Consider the following 16,810-nt stretch of genomic DNA (forward strand, 5'->3'; position numbering starts at 1 on the left):
GTTATGTGCAACACAAAAACGCTGATGTAGAGCTACCGTCTGATGTCATCACGCCAATGGAGAAGCCAGAGGTCGCAGAATGTGTACCGAACATATTTACAAAACTAGTACCATTGACTACGCTTTTCAGTTTTGTTACAAATTGCATACCATCTTCACGACAGTAACAGACAATAATCCAATCATCAATCTGAGTCAATTGATGAATATATGTTATGTTGGTAGTCCATCTTTGACCACCAAAAAGATAGCAAGGAAAACCACCGCCAGCATTATAGTATAAATTATTTATATACCCGGTGGATAGTCCATATGCGATATTGAACATATTAAATCCAGTACCACCGGTGCCTAAAATTTTCAAAATAAAATCTCCGTTTATCAAAACATATGTGAATCCATTTATATACTTCATGTCAAATGCAAAATGGTTGTGTGGAAATTTGTAGGAACCTAGAAGATATGGTGTACTTGGACCGTAGGTTGCAAATCCGTTAGACGTTTGGGTGATATTAAACATATTCTGTCCCGTCCCACCTGCACCTAATATCTTCATTATTCTTCCGTCCGCAAAGCAGAAAAAAGTATTATTACCAACTACTAAGCTTTTTATAATGTAAGAATTAAACTTATGACTACCCCAGAGAATATAAGTCCATGGTACGGACGAGTAACCATAATTTGTTTTAATAATTTTGAACATATTAGCTCCTGTTCCACCAGTGCCAGCAATTTTGATTTGTCTTCCATCCTTGAAGGCTATGAGAGTATAGGCTGCTACCGTTGTAATATTGGTTACATCAGAATCTAATTTTTCATATCCGGAATAGTAATTGTATCCAGGAACGCTTGAAAAGCCATTCAAAAACTCAGTAATTGCGAAAACGTTATAACCCGATCCACCAGTACCATTTACTTTCAAAATTTTACCTGCCTCAAAGCAAACTAGAGTTTTACCACCTATATAGACGATATCTAGAATTTTTTTTTGAAATTTATGACTACCTACCAAATAGCTTTGAAGTGCCGTGTTGGCGACGGCAAAACCTCCAGAACTTGCAGTAATATTAAACATGTTTTGTCCAGTCCCACCAGTGCCAAGTACTTTTAATATTCTTCCATCTTCAAAACCGATTAAAGTAAATCCTTCGGCATATTCAATTGAGGTTATGTGTTTGCCAAATGCAGAAACCCCTACAGTATTCATGCAGTTAATGCCAGAAACGGTACACTTGATTATTAGAGACCTTTTATCTTGAAAAAACGCGAAAGGTACGTCACTACCATTAATATTTAGCGTAAAATTCACCAAATATGCTTCGTAATTTAGAATATAAAAATATTCATCAGGAATAAACTGTGCAGTAAAACCTCTGCTACGATCTATTTCGACGGGCCTTTGAATTACTCGCATTATCTTAAATTTTCATAGCTTAACAACCGCAGCCATCTATACTTCTTTGTTTTGATATACTGTCTCGTCTAATAATGCGATAGATCACTTTACCTGCTCCAGTAGCGATGCCACCGCATAAAGCAGAAGCCAAATCTACTCCTGCATTTGGAGTTGTAGTACCGTCAATTAATGGATATGTAGTTGATTTTTTCGCCATTAAAAGGATACCTTCCATACTCGCGGATACCCAAAACGGAATATTGGAGGTATTAATTGCTGAATTGGTATCAAAAAATATCGCCCAATTGCCAGGCGTTGTAATCTTTGGTAGCCAATAAGTGATATTTTGTTTACCAACTTCAAGCGCTATAAGTAACGGGATTTGATCTTCAATACTGAGCTCAGCTTTTGTAACATTATCCTCAATATCTAAAAGTATATCCAATATTTCATTAAGAGGAGAATTGGTTACATCTTTAAGCATTTTATTTATAAAGTAATACTGACCCAGATGGTTTGCATATCCACCAGCGTCAGATTTTATTATGGAATTCGAATAGCCATTCATTGAGTGCGCAACAGTGCTCTGAATTTGAATACTTAATCTAGTAGATAGTGGAAGAGGTGGATAGTAAATTCCTCCAACATAGTTAGCAACCGCAGCCGCAAAATTGTCATTTGTTGGGACTCCTGTTGCGCCAAAAGCGAGAGCGATAGCATCCAATCCAGCGGAGTGTTGTGAGCCAATTAATCTATAAGGGTTAAAAGTTTTAAAAATCATAAGTTTGGTTTTAGTTGAATGTTGTAATTAAAAGGAAAAAATCAACGAGGACAGCCTTATCTTTTTATATACACCTCGAACAGTCTACATTATTTGTAGTATGATATCGAAAATTTTATCTTTAACTTACGAATTGTAAACTTAAGTTGCTGTGAGTAACAAATATAATAAAAAAAATGAAGATTCCAAATAAAGTCTAATTTATGTAGAAGGAGAATTTGACAGCGTAATTTAGATTTATCTTTAGATTAATAATTTTACTACCTTTTGTGCTAGTGCCACTGAAACATAAAATCTACCGGAAATCTTTGCATATTTCTTTTTACCTGTTCGTTTAATTTGGTGGTGGATACACTATAAAGTTCCGCTAAATCAGCATCAATCATTATGTTTTTGCCTCTTAGCTGATAAATTTTCCGAAGTACAATTTCTTCGTTTATTTCATTTTTTAATTTTGACATGATTTTATGATTTTTAGGTGGTCGCAATTTGCGACCACCTCTGCGTTGCTTTATATGACTGGTTTTTACGTGTATTGAATAGCTGAATTGGAGGCGCCGATTTGGCACCTCCAATTTTTGAATCTTACTCCAGAATGATTATTATTTGTATAGAAAAAATGAAATTTCTCCAGCATGAATTCGTGGTCACATTTTGTGATTTCAAATTTTTCTGATTGACTAAAGCGCAAATTTAACCTGCAATTGGAGCTCAAACCTGATATCGCAATTTGCGACTTCAAGATTATAGATATTGCAGAATTCAATCGAAATGCAAACACTTCAGGGATCTCAAAATCCATTCAGTTATTTAATAAAATCGTCTTGAGTAAAGCGGATCGTTTTATGATTCAGAAAGAATCACAGAGAAATTAATTCAGAAAGATTAATTCTGGCACTAAGGTAATAAAAAGAATAAATGTTTGTCAAGAGAAAAAAATCTACCCGTGAATATTCGTCTCAATATAATGAATCAGCGAGTGAATAATTTTAATGTGAATTTCTTGTACCCGGTCAGCCCATTGACTCATAGGAGTTCTGATTTCAAGGTCAACCATGGATGCCATTTTTCCGCCTGATTTTCCGGTGAGGGCAACAACAAACATTTTATTTGCTTTGGCGGCAGTTACGGCATTGATCACGTTTTGAGAATTTCCGCTGGTTGAAATGGCAAGTAAAACATCACCCGGCCGACCAATGCTTTCAACAAATCTTGAAAAAATATAATCATACCCATAATCATTTGAAATGCAGGTAATGTGCGCCGGATCAGAAATAGCAACAGCCGGAATAGGGCCACGATTTTCCCTGAATCTACCCGTCATCTCTTCAGCAAAGTGCATGGCATCACTCATAGATCCACCATTTCCGCATGAAATTACCTTGCCTCCGTTTTTAATTGAAGCAATCATGGCATCCCCGGCCTTTTTAATCTTCTCAAAATTAGCAGGGTCAGCAATGAACTGCCCTAATAATGACTGGGCTTCCAGAAAATGGTCCGCAATTTGTTTAGTGCTCATGTACGTGTAGATTTCATCAAATGTACTAAAAATGTAAACAAGCATTTTATTCATTTGTGAATCTTAGTTATATTTGAAGGATTGTATAATTGAGTGCAAAACCATTTTAACCTATGAGAAGAATAATTTTACTTAGTTTTTTCACCCTGATGATTGGCGGAAGCTTTGCGCAGACCGGGTGCTATACTGAATGGAAAACGGCGTTTGATGAGCGAGGATCATACGCAATTGGCGATGAAGTACATCGCAATGTCTATATCGCATTTGTTGAAGACGGAGAATCTTATTGCGTGCAGGGTAAAGCGAGAGTAGAATACGGTAAAATTGTTTCTATCTGGTTTATGTTTGAAGATGGAACCTATGATCTCATGGAATCTGACAAGTTTACCAATAAAGCAAAAGCCGCGCCCGGCATTGTGAACGGAATTTCAGAAGAAATTATCACAAAAGATGGAGAACATTTTTACATCATTTTCGTTGATAAAATAAAACCAAAAAAGAAATCATATAAAACAGTTGGTGGTCCACCAAGTGAATAATTGAAAGAAAATAAAAATTGAAATTGAAATCCGCTGTCTTGTTGAGATGGCGGATTTTTTTTTCCATCACTTGAAAATAATGTCTAGATAAATTGGCAAATGATCAGCAAATCCGCCATGGTAATCAAAACCAATATAGGTGCGATTAGTGGTTTGTCCTATGCCGTCTTTTTCAGGTTCTAACAGATATTCTGCATCAAAAATTTGGGCGCGCTCTATGGGTGATAATAATTTAACTGCACCTGAAAATAAAGCAGGTGATGCAATGAATTGATCTAAAATTCCCCACTCGTGTTGATAGTTGTGCGTGCCTTTTACGTGTTCATATTGCCAGATAAGATTTAAAAGATCACCGGCCTGCATTTCACTCGTGTCTTTTTTTGCGCGCAGAATTTCAAACATGCTGACATCATCAGGATGATCATTGAAATCTCCCATTGCTAAAATATTAGCATTGGGATTGATGGCCATAAGCGAATCATATTTTTGCCTGAGAGTTTGTGCTGCAAATTGTCTTTTAGGCTCGGTTGCCATTTGCCCACCATACCTTGACGGCCAGTGATTCACAAAAAGATGCAAGGTGTCTTCTCCTACCATACCTTTGACATATAAAATGTCTCGGGTAGGACTGTGATCAGCCGGAAAAATTAATTCGTACGAATGAAAAGAAATAAACTGAAAAAATTCAGGACGATATAATAAAGCCACATCAATTCCTCGGTTATCTTTTGATTCCTGATGCACAATTTCATATCCAAATTTTTCAAGCGGAGAATTATAGATGAGATCTTTCAGACATTGGATATTTTCAACCTCACACAAGCCTACAACAGCCGGCGGTTCCCAACCTCCAAGGGCAATAATGGTTTTTGCTGTTTTATTTAATTTATCTTGATATCGTTGGTATGACCAATAGCGGGTTCCCTCAGGGGTAAATTCATCATCATTTTTCAGTGAATCATTCGACGGATGAAACAAATTCTCCACGTTATAAAACATGATCCGGATTCCGCTTTTATCTTCCTGCGGATTTTGAGAAAATGAAATCTGGTTTGCTAATAAAACAACAAACAAGAATGTGAATTTGGATATGGTTTGATTATCCATCATTTTATTTCTTTTGTAAAATCCTTTGTCCTTAGGTAGGTAAACTTGGTGATTTGGTGGTGACAGTGGTGATTTGGTAGTGACAGTGGTGATTTGTTGGTGACAGTGGTGATTTGTTGGTGACAGTGGTGATGCGATTAATCGCATCACCACATCACCACATCAACAAATTACTATATCACCACAGGTTAATCCTCTGTTTGTTCAGTCAATTTGGTACCAATCAATGTTCCTTGAATGATTTGATCTTGGAAATCTTTCATGGCACTTGGTGAATGAGGAATTAATATGGAAGTGTTTTTTCCATTGGATCCAATATGATTGAGCGTATCAAAATATTGGGTCAATAAAACGAAGTGCATAATTTCTTCATGTGAAACACCTTTGAGTGATTTTTGAAAATCTTCAACAGACTCTTTAAAACCTCTGATAATTTCACGGCGTTGCGCTGCGATACCTTGACCTGATAATCTTTTTGACTCGGCATCAGCTTCAGCAGCCTTTACCACGCGAATTTTAGCACCTTCAGATTCTTCCATGGTGGCTTCTTTATCACGTTTAGCGGCGTTGATCTTATTCATTGAATCTTTTACCTTGGCATCCGGATCAATATCTGTGATCAATGCTTTCACAATGAGATATCCGTAGTCATCCATAGAATCTGCCAAGTTTTGACGAACAGCAGTTGCTATATCTTCTTTTTTAGCAAATACATCATCTAATTCCATTTTAGGAACTTCAGCACGCACATCATCAAAAATGTAGGATGCAATCTGATGTCTTGCATTATCTAATGAATAATGCGCTTCCCACATTTTATCATTCATAACTTGAAATTGTACTGATACTCTCAAGTGCACAAAAACATCATCTCTTGTTTTGGTTTCAACATCAACATCTAACTGCTGAACGCGCAAATTAATTACACCTGCTTTTTTATCAATGAACGGAATTATCATTCCAAATCCTGCATGAGCCATGCGTTTGAATTTTCCCAAACGCTGTATGACAAAAACAGTTTTTTCATTTACGAGAATAATTGATTTAATTAAAAGCAGAAGGAATAATACTCCTCCAACAGCAATGAATATGATCATTTGTTGATCTAGATTGTTCATAAAGGGCAGTTTAAAATTAGAAGGTGAAGTTAGTTTTTTTCTTGAAAAGAATATCTGCAGAACGGATAATAAAAAATCAAGCAACTATTTACTGACTGTTAATAATCAGTTGTCTGCGGTATTTTGTCAGCAATTTTGATTTAGAAATAAAACCGATAAATTGGTCATTTTTAAGAACCGGTAAATTCCAGGATTCTGTTTCATCAAACTTTTTCATTACTTCGTACATGCTATCATTGAAATCAGCAATAGCCGGCGGGGTACGCATGAGTTCACGTGCTTTGAGTGAATCATACAATTCAGTTTTAAACATGATTTCACGAATATTGTCTAATAATATTACCCCGGTGAGTTTACCTTCATCATCAATAACCGGAAATATATTGCGTGAAGATTGAGCAAGAATTTCTACAAGTTCGCCAAGCGATGCTCCTGGCTTTACCACAATAAAATCTGTTTCAATAAGTTCTTTAAAACTGATGGCTGAAAGAATAGTTTTATCACGGTCATGCAAATGCAAGTCTTCATGAACAGCTAGTTTTTTAGCATCCATTGAAAGCGGTTCAAAATATTTTGCAATCATAAAACTAGTAGCTGACACAAGCATCAAAGGAATAATCAGTTCATAGCCACCGGTAATTTCTGCAATGAGAAAGATACCTGTGAGCGGTGCATAGAAAACACCTGCCAATATACCTGCCATGGCAACAGCTGTAAAGTTGCTTTCAGATAAGCGGGTAAAGCCAAGTAAGTTAATTGCTTTCGCGAAAAAAAATCCCAAATAGGCACCCACAAAAAGTGAAGGAGCAAAGTTTCCGCCATTGCCTCCACTGTTGATGGTAATGGATGTTGCAACAACTTTGAGTAGCATAATAATTCCAATAAACAAAAGAACAAACCATTCATTGTCTGATAAAAAAGAGAATAGTCCATTACTGAGCAAGGCTTCAGGTTGTTGATCAGCAAGGGATGAAATACTAGAATATCCTTCACCAAAAAGACTTGGAAAAAGTAAAATGAGCATGGCCAAAACAAAACCTCCAATCAATGCTTTTTTGTATTTCGTTAATTTGCTTCTGGCAAAAAAGCGTTCAATTTTTGTAAACATTCTTGCGTAATACACAGAAACCAAACCGGCCAGAACTCCTAACAAAACATAATAATGCACTTTTTCATAATGGAAATATTCTTGCAATTTGAATGATAATAAAATATCTTCTTGCAGAATAATTTTAGAACATAGCGTACCAACAGCAGCCGCAATCATTAGTGGAATGAAAGCGGAGATTGTTGCGTCAACAAGTAAAACTTCAAGCGCAAATAAAACTCCGGCAATTGGTGCGTTGAATGCCCCTGCAATACCGGCGGCGGCACCACATGCAAGCAATAAAACTCTGTCTTTATAACCTAAATTATACGTGCGTGAATAATTAGAACCAATGGCTGAACCTGTTGTGACAATTGGAGATTCTAAACCCGCTGAACCGCCGAGTGCAACGGTAACTGCACTAGTCACTACGTGAGAATACATCATCTGTTTAGGAAGATGGGCTGACTTTTTAAAAATTGCTTTATGAATATTGGATGTACCGGCGCCCAGCACACCTTTAAAAAAAACTGTTGTGATCCAAACTGTAATCACGATGCCTGCCATGGGCAATAATAAATAGATGTAATATTGATATGGCAAATCATAATCATAGGTTATTGCCAAATGAATATAGTGAACCAGCGTTTTTAATATTACAGCAGCAAGTCCGGCAGATAAACCAACGAGAATACTTGAAAAAATAATGAACTGCTTATTCGTGAGTTTGCGACTCAGGTAGGTGATCAATTTTTCATATGAATTGATGATTCTCATTTTACGCGTGCAGACATTATTTTTTTAAGTAGTAATTTGTGCTGTGTTGTATTTGAAAAGATTAATTGGCTACCAAAGTACAAAAATGTTCAGCAGTAAAAATTTCATTTAGGCAAGATTTTGCGAAATGTGCCGCTCTGAGAAATAACATTTCATGCGGGATAAGAAATGAATGTTTGCAATTGTCATCCTGAATGCTTAAATTACAAAAAACTAAAATCAAACCCTATGCTTGATTATATATTGCATCTATCGCCGGGCATATTAATTGCGCTGGTGATTATTCTTTTTATTGGACTTGTATCACAGGCTGCCTTGTATGCTAAGGCGGGCGAACCATGGGCTGCAGCTTTAGTACCCGTATGGAACGTGATGATTTTTGTTGATGTTGTCGGGCGTCCCAAATGGCAAAGCTGGATTATTATGGTACCCGGTATAATCATTCTGGCAGTTATTCTCATTTGGCGTATTGAATTAAACGGACTTTTTCCGGTGATTGATCAAGAAACTCTTGTTGCCATGCCCGGGCCAACTCAATGGAAAGAGGTGATGATACCACTTATTATAATTGGTATTGCCGCTTTGCCCATGATTATTTTTACCATGATTATTTTCACCGAAATATGTGACTCTTTTGGTCAGCATAAAACATCTGATAAAGTGATGGCTGTGATTTTTAATGGTGCGTATATCCTATTCGGCATTGCACTTTCTCAAGCGCAATATGAGGCACCATGGTATAAAAAGAAGAGAGGAATTCCGTACACTTTGCCTGAAGATCCTAAAAAAATCCGCGCTGCACAAATGGCAAAAGCTCAGGAAATAAAACGCTCTCAAGGTAGATCAGCCACAGGAAGAAAGTAGGTGTTGGACCTAAATTAGCACTGAAAAAAAACGTCATTGTTTCCAAAAAGTGCGCACTAACGTTACTGTATTTCCTCCTCCTTAATCCCCCTCCAGAGGGGGAAAGCCGCAGCTCAAGGGTTTTGCAAAAGTGGGAACTAACGCTACTTCCTCTCTCTTGCGGAGAGAGGAAAGAGGAGTGAGGACCACATCACACCAATTAAGTTTATCTTTGTATCATGGTAACCGTAGAAGAAGCAATTAAATTAATTGATCAGAACACGAATCAAGGCCCGGCAGAAAATAAAAAGTTGGAAGATGCCTTGAATTATATTTTATTTTCAGATGTTTTTTCACCTATTGATATGCCGCCCTTCAGACAATCAGCTATGGATGGTTACGCATTGAATTTTCAAGCAGACCTGAAATCATTTGAGGTTATTGGTGAAATTGCAGCAGGATCATCTGAACTTTTTGATTTAAAACCGGGTGAAGCGGTGCGTATTTTTACCGGAGCCGCTGTGCCTGATAGTGCAAACGTGGTGGTACAACAAGAAATTGTTGAACGAAAAGAAAATAAAATTTCTTTGATGAAAGAAATTCAAATTGCACAGAATATCAGACCTCGCGGAGAACAAATTTCACATAACGAAGTTGCTTTAAAAAAAGGTACTGTAATCAATCCGGCGGCACTTGGTTTTCTCACCACATTGGGTCTGACAGAAGTAGTAGTGCACCGCAAACCTGCTGTTGCTATTCTTACTACAGGCAGTGAATTGGTGAAGCCCGGTACTCCGCTGAAACATGGACAAATTTATGAGAGTAATTCCGTGATGTTGATGGGGGCATTGATGAATTATGGTTTTGAGAAACCCACCATGGTGAAAGTTAAAGATGATTTGGCAAGCACATCGCAAGCCATTGAGAATTTATTGGCAGAACATGATTTCATTTTAATCTCAGGCGGAATTTCAGTGGGTGATTATGATTATGTAAAAGAAGCGTTGACTCAACAGGGAGTGCAAGAAATTTTTTATAAAGTAAAACAGAAACCCGGCAAACCGGTTTTCTTTGGCAGAAAGGAAAATAAGTTAGTATTTGCATTACCCGGTAATCCTGCGTCAGCATTGACGTGTTTTTATGTTTACGCCTTGCCGGCTTTGCAAAAGTTCAGCGGCATCAGTCAGCCCGGATTGCAAAAAGTGAAACTGAAGTTGAACAAATCATTTGCTAAAAAACCCGGGCTTGCGCATTTTCTTAAGAGTACAATTTCTGGAGATATAGTCACAATTTCTGATTCGCAAAGTTCGGCTATGCTAAATTCTTTTGCTCAGGCTGATGCGATGATTTATCTTCCGGCAGATCAAGAAAATTTTCCAGAAAATTCTACTGTGGATGTTCTATTGATTCGTTAAAAAGTTATGGCGGTTTTTCATCAGGTAGGAGTCATTTTACTCGCAGGCGGCAAATCGTCTCGCATGGGGCAAGACAAAGGTTTGATGAATCTTGACAACAAACCTATGATAAGTCATGTGCTTGAACAGGCGCAAAAAATTTCTGATCACATACTCTTGGTTGCTAATGATGATGCGTATAGCCAATTTGGTTATCCTGTTTTTAAAGATGATTATCATGAGTTAGGACCCATGGCTGGTATCTACACCGGTTTGCGGAATTCAGGGTATGAATATAATTTGGTGCTGAGTTGTGATATCCCGTTTATTCATCAGGGAGTGCTTGAATTCCTTGTTGAATCATGCCAAGGTAATGATATCACAGTGGCAGAATTTCAAGGAAAATTGCATCCATTAACTGCGGTCTATAGAAAATCATGTTTGGATGTCTTGAAAAAAAATATTGAACAGCATAAGTTAAAATTAGTTTCAGTATTTGATGAACTCAAAGTACGCTGTGTTGATATGGCAGATTTTTCACCTGAAAATTTTAGAAATATCAATTCATTAGACGACTTAAAATAGGATACAAAAAACGTTGAATTGTCGTGATTTTCATTCCTTAAGAACAGCAATAACAGTAACCTTTCAAGCCAATTTACTTATATACGATGGTTGAAAACTGGGTAAAATATACCTGTATAAGATCATGGATTAATCTTTATTTTAGCAGGATGTTCTCAGCAAAACAATTTTACCTCTGTGTGACAACGTAATATCAAATCATTCCTTATGAAAAAAATTTCTACGGTTATTCTGCTTTTTATTTCCATTACCGGATCAGCACATTGGGTTTGGGATGAGTTTACCGGTGAAGAGCGTGCTTTCTTCTATAATATGACACGCCGAACAGAAATTCTAAAACCTGAACTTTTTCACTTGTTTGAATTTACTGATTCTATTCCGTGGGTGAATGATACTTTGCCTGATTATGCATACGTTGAAAAACAAGTGGTGAAATATCCTGAAAAATTGATTCTGCATCAGCATGAAATGTTACGTAAACCGGTTGGTCTAATCAGTGATCTAGCATTGGCTTATGCTATCTGGGAATTGGATCGCATACTTCATTACAGGCAGTCAACCGATGAAAAAGATAAACCACTGAAAGAAAAACAAAAGGTATTTGAAAAATACATCATGGAAAATATTCCGCAAACTGCGCTTACTACTTTAACATCCGGTGAGTTTGTTTTGCAAAAAGGAATTTATGGTTATCTCTCACCTTCACTCACTATTTCAGATAAGTTGGCTTCCTTGGTGAATTCCGGATACACCTTGATGGATCAAATGTTGATTGCCAATGCTATCTCATCAGCACAAGAAAAATATGTACATCTGCGTGCCGGAGAATTAATGCATCATTTAGGTTATTCAAAAGATATAATACGTACTGACTTCATCTCAGCTGCCGGTGACGGATCATCCTATTCTGATTTGGAAGGTTCATTCAAAACTCCTTACAACCATACTATACCTGATGAAAGAAATCTTTACTTTTTTGAAGCAGAAGAATTTGTTGAAAAAGAATTGAAACCAGATGGTGAAGAGGTGCTGAAAAAACCAATTATTCGCATTAAAGATATTCGCGTGCGTGAATTCAGAACCAGCACAGATAAAGCAACTGTGTTACATTTTGATGTGCAAGGATATCACCCTGAAAGACAAACTACCATTGCTATTCAGAAAGGCGGAGCATCTTATATTCTTTATGGCAAAAATGATCATAGATTGGTTTCACCTGATTCTTCATACGGCACCGGAACAACCTATTGGAGATTATTATGGGAACTTGAGCATTTTTATATTGATGATTTGAATGAAAAACTATACGGCAAAAGAGGATATGACTATTGGATTGATGTGTATGAGAAAAAAATGAAAAACACAGAATTACTCATTAAGAAAACCGAATTCAGATTAGATGAATTGCGTCATCAACCCGCTGGACAACCCAAAATGAAAAAGAAAAAAATCAAGAATAAAAATCTGGACAATTCTGATCAGATCAACGGACATCCAACCAATACACTCACAAAAACAGAAAAGAAAATGAACATTGAGCAAAATCGCTTAGTGCATTTGAATACCCAATGGGAGAATGAAAAAGCCATGCTTGAAAAATTGAAAAAAGAGATGGAAGAAGCTTACATTCTACTTGTAAAATATCAGACCCTGTATGATAAAATGCAAAAAAATCTCGGATATATTTTTATGGCACATGAGCAAGAAGGTGATATTTTCACTTTTTCAGATGGCGCCATGTTTAATTATGCTACACAAGATTTTATTTTTCCAAGAGAGAGCAGAGAAGAAGTGTTTCATGTGTATCACATTGCTTTTGGAGAACGTGTTTTATCAATGCGCATTGAAGAAACTTTTATTCACATGAATTTGTCTTATGTGAATTTGAAAGATCGTTGCACTCTTGAAAAATTGGTGTATGACAATGAAGGATCAACCAAAATGACTGTATCTGATTCAATTCAAACACAAGAAATATTTATGGCCATTCTTGAAAAAGATCTTCCGGTGGAAATACTTGCCTGCGCCGGTGGTATTGTTGGTAATCCATCAGATGTTGATCATGATTTTTTCAGAGATTCAAGTTCTGTTGCAATTGTCAGTGGAGGTAGCGGATACAATTTTAAAAATGACGGTTTTGTGATGTACCGCGCTGATAAAACCAATAAAATTTCACTCAGCGTAACGGTGTGGAATGAAAAATCTGTGACTGAAAAATTCTCTGCATATCAGGCAAAATATTTGAAGTTTCACGGCAAATATCCCGGTTTGAATGAGGCAGATTTTTATACCGGTATCCGCGCAAAATATATTGCTAACCGTTGGATTGAAGAGTTAAAATCTCTTGCCATTAAATGGTATAAAAAACCGGTAGAACAAACTAAAATTCTGAAAGCACTCAACGCATTAAGCGTGAAATCAGTTTGGTTTGAAAATAAAAAGGTGAAAGCAGCAGTGCCTGAATATTTGAATTAGTTAAATCAACAACTGCACTCCAAGGTTGAAAACAAGACTGAAATCAATTATTCATTCAAATTCCAGTCATATTCCAGGTATTCAATTTTTGCACCTGCCTGAATGGTGATATTTGAATACAGATTTAAAAAATCAATGAGTGTTTTACCATCCACATTGAAATCGGTAGCATACCATTCAAATAGTGCGCTGAGTTGTAATTTTTTTTCAGCCAGAATATTGTGTTTAGTGTCATTTATGAATGTTTTGGTTGCACTACTTAATTGTGAATTCATCTTGTCTGCATCGTAAGCCTGGTTTGATAATTTTGGACATGATTTTGATGCGCAGTTGATTGCAAAATGTATGCGTGGTTCATTCATTTTTCTCAGAATGTCATTCTCAATTTGATTCAAGGTATAATTGGTACCACCCAAGTTTGCCATTTTAAAATTCCAGATATCTTTACCGCTGAATGAAATATCTTTCACAGATGCAACAGGATATTTACTCAGTACAAATTTTATAGTGTACGCATTATACGCATTAATGTAATAAGCTAGTTTTTCATTGCTTGACCAATCTGTTTGCGGGGCATGGTCACGCAACTCAAGTAAATATGCATCCAGTGAATCCATATTCACTTTCATTGATTTGTAGTTGACTGTTCCGCTGCTGCTAACATAATTTGACAAATAGCGATCCCAAATAGCATGTTCTGGTTTTTCTGATGAAAATAAACTTGTGCTAATCACTAAAACTAAAAAAGAGAACAATGCTTTCATAAAAATATAGTTAATAATATGTGGCTTAATAAATCAAATTACTTTGTGCTATTATTGTGGTCGCTCAAATCTATAAAACCTGACAGAACTTTGCAAAAATTATACCAGTGCATTTGGGTAACGCAAATTATTTCAAATGTTACTGTTGTTTAAATGTATATATTCCTTTTGGCATAATGCAATAATGCAAGGGAATATCTGCACTGTGTACATCATCAATCTCTTCAAAATCATCAAACTGATACAAACCAATGAACAGGCAATTTGGCTTGCAGTTCACTAAAAATTTATCATAGTATCCTTTTCCATAACCTACCCGATAACCTTGTTTGTTAAGTGCAAGCATTGGAACCAATACAATGTCAAGTTGATCTGAATTTATCTCAGCACCTGATTGGGGTTCTAAAACACCAAACGAATTTTTTTTCAGTTTATCTTTTCCTTCGTAACGAACATGTTTTAATTTTTCATTTTCACACATCACAGGTAAATAGAAATCTGCTTTGATGGTATCTAATAAAAGCCAGGTATTAATCTCCTGAAACCTAATAATAGGAACAAAACATGAAATATTTTTTCCGGTCAAATCAAAATAGGCGCAAAGATGTCCGGCAATTAAACGTGAAATGTAATCTTGTTCAGCATTACTGAGCTTGCTGCGTTTCTCTTTGTATTTTATTCTCAGATCTTTTTTTAGCATGATTATTTATTTAAAAATCCAGAGGCTAATAATACGCTAAATATCATCATAGAAACGGCAATTACCCAGGTAAGAATTTTAAAATCTATTTTTTTGAGAAGATATTTTCCAATCACTGCTCCGCCAAAAGCTGCTAATAATGAAAATGCAAGTATTTGCCAGTTTGACTTAAGAATGTCTAAGTCAAAATTGGCAAAATATTCGGCTGTTCGTGAAATGTCTACGGCTAATGCAATCACAATGCCGGTAGCTATGAAAACCTCTTTATCTAATTTGTATTTTGTGAGAAAAGCAGTGCGCAAGGCTCCTTGGTGACCTGATAAGCCTCCAAAAAATCCACTGATTAAACCGCCTAACCACAAATATTTTTTATTCAGATTCAAGGTGAATTGCGGTACTATTTCAATCACGGCAAAAATGATCAATAATAAACCAAAAATCAAATTCATGAGGTGAATTGAAAACAAGTTACCATTCATTGTGTATTGCGCAATCACGACATCTTCAAAATGAACCAGCAACCAGGCACCAAAAAATGCAGCCGGAACAGAAGCCAAACCAAATGGCAAGGCAATTTTCCAGTCAACCTTTTTTTGCATCAGTAAAAATTTAAATAGGTTGTTAAGAAAATGAACGATTGCTGTTCCGGCAACAGCCAAAGCCAAATCATGAAACAACAAATAAAATACTGGTGTCAGAATAGTACCCAAGCCAAATCCACTAAAAAAGGTGAGCCAGCTTGCCGCAAACGAAATAAGTATTAACAAGAAAATTTCCATCAGGGTTTTTTATACTGCTGTGAAGATACGAAAAAATGGGGATGTTTTTGGTTGGTGATAGAGAATGGAATGATAGAAAAATCCTGTTTCTACGTATCATCAACTTTATGTGAATTTAGCGCTTAATAATACAATTACCTTCAGAAATGTAAAACACTTCGCTCAAATTCACGACATTTGCCATAAGATTTAATCTCATTGGCATGACCCTGGATAAATTTTTACCTGCTTCATTTGATTGGCATACCGTGCCGGTTGAAAAAATTGCAGGTATGCGTGGTATGGCACTTACTAAAAAGAAAACCATTGGTAACGTTACTATTCGCCGAGTTGAATATACACCTGAATATGTTGCGGATGTGTGGTGTGAAAAAGGTCATGTGGTTTTTGTATTGGAAGGACAACTCATCATTGAACATAAAGGTGGGAGCATTCATTCATTACACGCCGGCATGGTTTACACTGTGGGTGATGATGCACGTGCGCACAAGGCAAAGTCAAAAAATGGCGCTGTGGTATTTATTGTAGATTAAATTAAAATCAAATTGCGTATGGAAAATATTCATCATTGTCTTTTTATTGTTTACGCAGCTGATCAAGAAAAAAGTAAAAGTTTCTATGCTGATTTACTAAAAATGAAACCAAGTTTACACGTGCCGGGTATGACGGAGTTTACGCTTTCCCCAACTTGTAAAATTGGAATCATGCCTGAGGCCGGAATTTCAAAAATTCTTTTACCGCACACAAAAAATCCAGTTGACGGAAATGGAATACCACGTTGTGAAATTTATCTGACAATTGATGATGTTGACACATGGTTCACGCATGCGCTGCAATGTGGTGCTATTGAAATTTCAAAACCAGTTGTCAGAGATTGGGGACATCGGGTAGCCTATGTTCAAGATCAAGACGGACACATCATTGCACTGGCACAAATTCTTTGATC

Annotated in this window: 17 protein-coding genes; 7 read left to right on the top strand and 10 right to left on the bottom strand. The window is 36.5% G+C overall.

What is annotated here, in order from left to right; translation table 11 throughout:
* Window position 1 precedes the first annotated feature (1 nt).
* The 4 genes from IPH66_15545 to lpcA all read right to left on the bottom strand — a co-directional run bounded on the left by IPH66_15545 (window position 2) and on the right by lpcA (window position 3,696).
* Window positions 2-1,414 (bottom strand): hypothetical protein, encoded by a 1,413-nt coding sequence (locus tag IPH66_15545; GenBank protein MBK7130755.1) that lies wholly within the window; start codon window positions 1,412-1,414, stop codon window positions 2-4.
* A 19-nt stretch (window positions 1,415-1,433) separates the two neighbouring features.
* A complete protein-coding gene (locus tag IPH66_15550; GenBank protein ID MBK7130756.1) occupies window positions 1,434-2,177 on the bottom strand; it encodes a hypothetical protein in 744 nt (247 codons plus the stop codon).
* 272 nt (window positions 2,178-2,449) lie between these two features.
* Window positions 2,450-2,638 (bottom strand): ORF6N domain-containing protein, encoded by a 189-nt coding sequence (locus tag IPH66_15555; protein MBK7130757.1) that lies wholly within the window; start codon window positions 2,636-2,638, stop codon window positions 2,450-2,452.
* A gap of 479 nt (window positions 2,639-3,117) precedes the next feature.
* Window positions 3,118-3,696 carry a D-sedoheptulose 7-phosphate isomerase gene (gene lpcA, locus IPH66_15560; GenBank protein ID MBK7130758.1) on the bottom strand — a complete coding sequence of 193 codons (579 nt, stop codon included), beginning with the start codon at window positions 3,694-3,696 and terminating at the stop codon, window positions 3,118-3,120.
* 113 nt (window positions 3,697-3,809) lie between these two features.
* Here lpcA and IPH66_15565 point away from each other — a divergent pair, with 113 nt between their 5' ends.
* Entirely contained in the window at window positions 3,810-4,235 is a 426-nt protein-coding gene (locus tag IPH66_15565; protein ID MBK7130759.1) for a hypothetical protein, read from the top strand.
* A gap of 66 nt (window positions 4,236-4,301) precedes the next feature.
* Here IPH66_15565 and IPH66_15570 read toward each other — a convergent pair whose 3' ends face one another.
* The 3 genes from IPH66_15570 to IPH66_15580 all read right to left on the bottom strand — a co-directional run bounded on the left by IPH66_15570 (window position 4,302) and on the right by IPH66_15580 (window position 8,324).
* Window positions 4,302-5,495, bottom strand: a complete 1,194-nt coding sequence (locus tag IPH66_15570) for an endonuclease/exonuclease/phosphatase family protein (protein MBK7130760.1) — start codon at window positions 5,493-5,495, stop codon at window positions 4,302-4,304.
* 35 nt (window positions 5,496-5,530) lie between these two features.
* Window positions 5,531-6,439 (bottom strand): SPFH domain-containing protein, encoded by a 909-nt coding sequence (locus IPH66_15575; protein MBK7130761.1) that lies wholly within the window; start codon window positions 6,437-6,439, stop codon window positions 5,531-5,533.
* A gap of 109 nt (window positions 6,440-6,548) precedes the next feature.
* Window positions 6,549-8,324 (bottom strand): chloride channel protein, encoded by a 1,776-nt coding sequence (locus IPH66_15580; protein ID MBK7130762.1) that lies wholly within the window; start codon window positions 8,322-8,324, stop codon window positions 6,549-6,551.
* A 228-nt stretch (window positions 8,325-8,552) separates the two neighbouring features.
* On the opposite strand from IPH66_15580, the gene IPH66_15585 reads away from it, so the two are divergent.
* The 4 genes from IPH66_15585 to IPH66_15600 all read left to right on the top strand — a co-directional run bounded on the left by IPH66_15585 (window position 8,553) and on the right by IPH66_15600 (window position 13,621).
* On the top strand, window positions 8,553-9,188 hold the full coding sequence (locus IPH66_15585; protein MBK7130763.1) for a hypothetical protein: 636 nt from the start codon (window positions 8,553-8,555) through the stop codon (window positions 9,186-9,188).
* Between the two features lie 218 nt (window positions 9,189-9,406).
* Window positions 9,407-10,582, top strand: a complete 1,176-nt coding sequence (locus IPH66_15590; protein ID MBK7130764.1) for a molybdopterin molybdotransferase MoeA — start codon at window positions 9,407-9,409, stop codon at window positions 10,580-10,582.
* A 6-nt stretch (window positions 10,583-10,588) separates the two neighbouring features.
* Window positions 10,589-11,146 (top strand): molybdenum cofactor guanylyltransferase, encoded by a 558-nt coding sequence (locus IPH66_15595; protein MBK7130765.1) that lies wholly within the window; start codon window positions 10,589-10,591, stop codon window positions 11,144-11,146.
* A gap of 207 nt (window positions 11,147-11,353) precedes the next feature.
* Window positions 11,354-13,621 (top strand): hypothetical protein, encoded by a 2,268-nt coding sequence (locus tag IPH66_15600; protein ID MBK7130766.1) that lies wholly within the window; start codon window positions 11,354-11,356, stop codon window positions 13,619-13,621.
* 47 nt (window positions 13,622-13,668) lie between these two features.
* Here IPH66_15600 and IPH66_15605 read toward each other — a convergent pair whose 3' ends face one another.
* The 3 genes from IPH66_15605 to IPH66_15615 all read right to left on the bottom strand — a co-directional run bounded on the left by IPH66_15605 (window position 13,669) and on the right by IPH66_15615 (window position 15,864).
* Window positions 13,669-14,385: a DUF547 domain-containing protein gene (locus tag IPH66_15605; GenBank protein MBK7130767.1), complete on the bottom strand. Its 717-nt coding sequence runs from the start codon at window positions 14,383-14,385 to the stop codon at window positions 13,669-13,671.
* Window positions 14,386-14,524: 139 nt separating this feature from the next.
* On the bottom strand, window positions 14,525-15,085 hold the full coding sequence (locus IPH66_15610) for a 5-formyltetrahydrofolate cyclo-ligase (GenBank protein ID MBK7130768.1): 561 nt from the start codon (window positions 15,083-15,085) through the stop codon (window positions 14,525-14,527).
* Between the two features lie 2 nt (window positions 15,086-15,087).
* On the bottom strand, window positions 15,088-15,864 hold the full coding sequence (locus IPH66_15615; protein ID MBK7130769.1) for a sulfite exporter TauE/SafE family protein: 777 nt from the start codon (window positions 15,862-15,864) through the stop codon (window positions 15,088-15,090).
* Window positions 15,865-16,067: 203 nt separating this feature from the next.
* On the opposite strand from IPH66_15615, the gene IPH66_15620 reads away from it, so the two are divergent.
* Window positions 16,068-16,397: a DHCW motif cupin fold protein gene (locus IPH66_15620; GenBank protein ID MBK7130770.1), complete on the top strand. Its 330-nt coding sequence runs from the start codon at window positions 16,068-16,070 to the stop codon at window positions 16,395-16,397.
* A gap of 18 nt (window positions 16,398-16,415) precedes the next feature.
* Window positions 16,416-16,808, top strand: coding sequence for a VOC family protein (locus tag IPH66_15625; GenBank protein MBK7130771.1), 393 nt, complete (start codon window positions 16,416-16,418; stop codon window positions 16,806-16,808).
* Window positions 16,809-16,810: the final 2 nt, after the last annotated feature.

The sequence above is a fragment of the Crocinitomicaceae bacterium genome (genome assembly GCA_016708105.1).
Lineage (GTDB): Bacteria > Bacteroidota > Bacteroidia > Flavobacteriales_D > Crocinitomicaceae > JADJGJ01.

Excerpts from the sequence above, each read along its gene's own strand:
- IPH66_15610 (MBK7130768.1), bottom strand. The coding sequence starts at position 15,085 with ATGCTAAAAAAAGATCTGAGAATAAAATACAAAGAGAAACGCAGCAAG.
- IPH66_15625 (MBK7130771.1), top strand. The coding sequence starts at position 16,416 with ATGGAAAATATTCATCATTGTCTTTTTATTGTTTACGCAGCTGATCAA.
- IPH66_15585 (MBK7130763.1), top strand. The coding sequence starts at position 8,553 with ATGCTTGATTATATATTGCATCTATCGCCGGGCATATTAATTGCGCTG.
- IPH66_15620 (MBK7130770.1), top strand. The coding sequence starts at position 16,068 with ATGACCCTGGATAAATTTTTACCTGCTTCATTTGATTGGCATACCGTG.
- IPH66_15555 (MBK7130757.1), bottom strand. The coding sequence starts at position 2,638 with ATGTCAAAATTAAAAAATGAAATAAACGAAGAAATTGTACTTCGGAAA.
- IPH66_15575 (MBK7130761.1), bottom strand. The coding sequence starts at position 6,439 with ATGATCATATTCATTGCTGTTGGAGGAGTATTATTCCTTCTGCTTTTA.
- IPH66_15615 (MBK7130769.1), bottom strand. The coding sequence starts at position 15,864 with ATGGAAATTTTCTTGTTAATACTTATTTCGTTTGCGGCAAGCTGGCTC.
- IPH66_15580 (MBK7130762.1), bottom strand. The coding sequence starts at position 8,324 with ATGAGAATCATCAATTCATATGAAAAATTGATCACCTACCTGAGTCGC.
- IPH66_15590 (MBK7130764.1), top strand. The coding sequence starts at position 9,407 with ATGGTAACCGTAGAAGAAGCAATTAAATTAATTGATCAGAACACGAAT.
- IPH66_15605 (MBK7130767.1), bottom strand. The coding sequence starts at position 14,385 with ATGAAAGCATTGTTCTCTTTTTTAGTTTTAGTGATTAGCACAAGTTTA.
- IPH66_15565 (MBK7130759.1), top strand. The coding sequence starts at position 3,810 with ATGAGAAGAATAATTTTACTTAGTTTTTTCACCCTGATGATTGGCGGA.
- IPH66_15600 (MBK7130766.1), top strand. The coding sequence starts at position 11,354 with ATGAAAAAAATTTCTACGGTTATTCTGCTTTTTATTTCCATTACCGGA.
- IPH66_15550 (MBK7130756.1), bottom strand. The coding sequence starts at position 2,177 with ATGATTTTTAAAACTTTTAACCCTTATAGATTAATTGGCTCACAACAC.
- IPH66_15595 (MBK7130765.1), top strand. The coding sequence starts at position 10,589 with ATGGCGGTTTTTCATCAGGTAGGAGTCATTTTACTCGCAGGCGGCAAA.
- IPH66_15545 (MBK7130755.1), bottom strand. The coding sequence starts at position 1,414 with ATGCGAGTAATTCAAAGGCCCGTCGAAATAGATCGTAGCAGAGGTTTT.
- lpcA (MBK7130758.1), bottom strand. The coding sequence starts at position 3,696 with ATGAGCACTAAACAAATTGCGGACCATTTTCTGGAAGCCCAGTCATTA.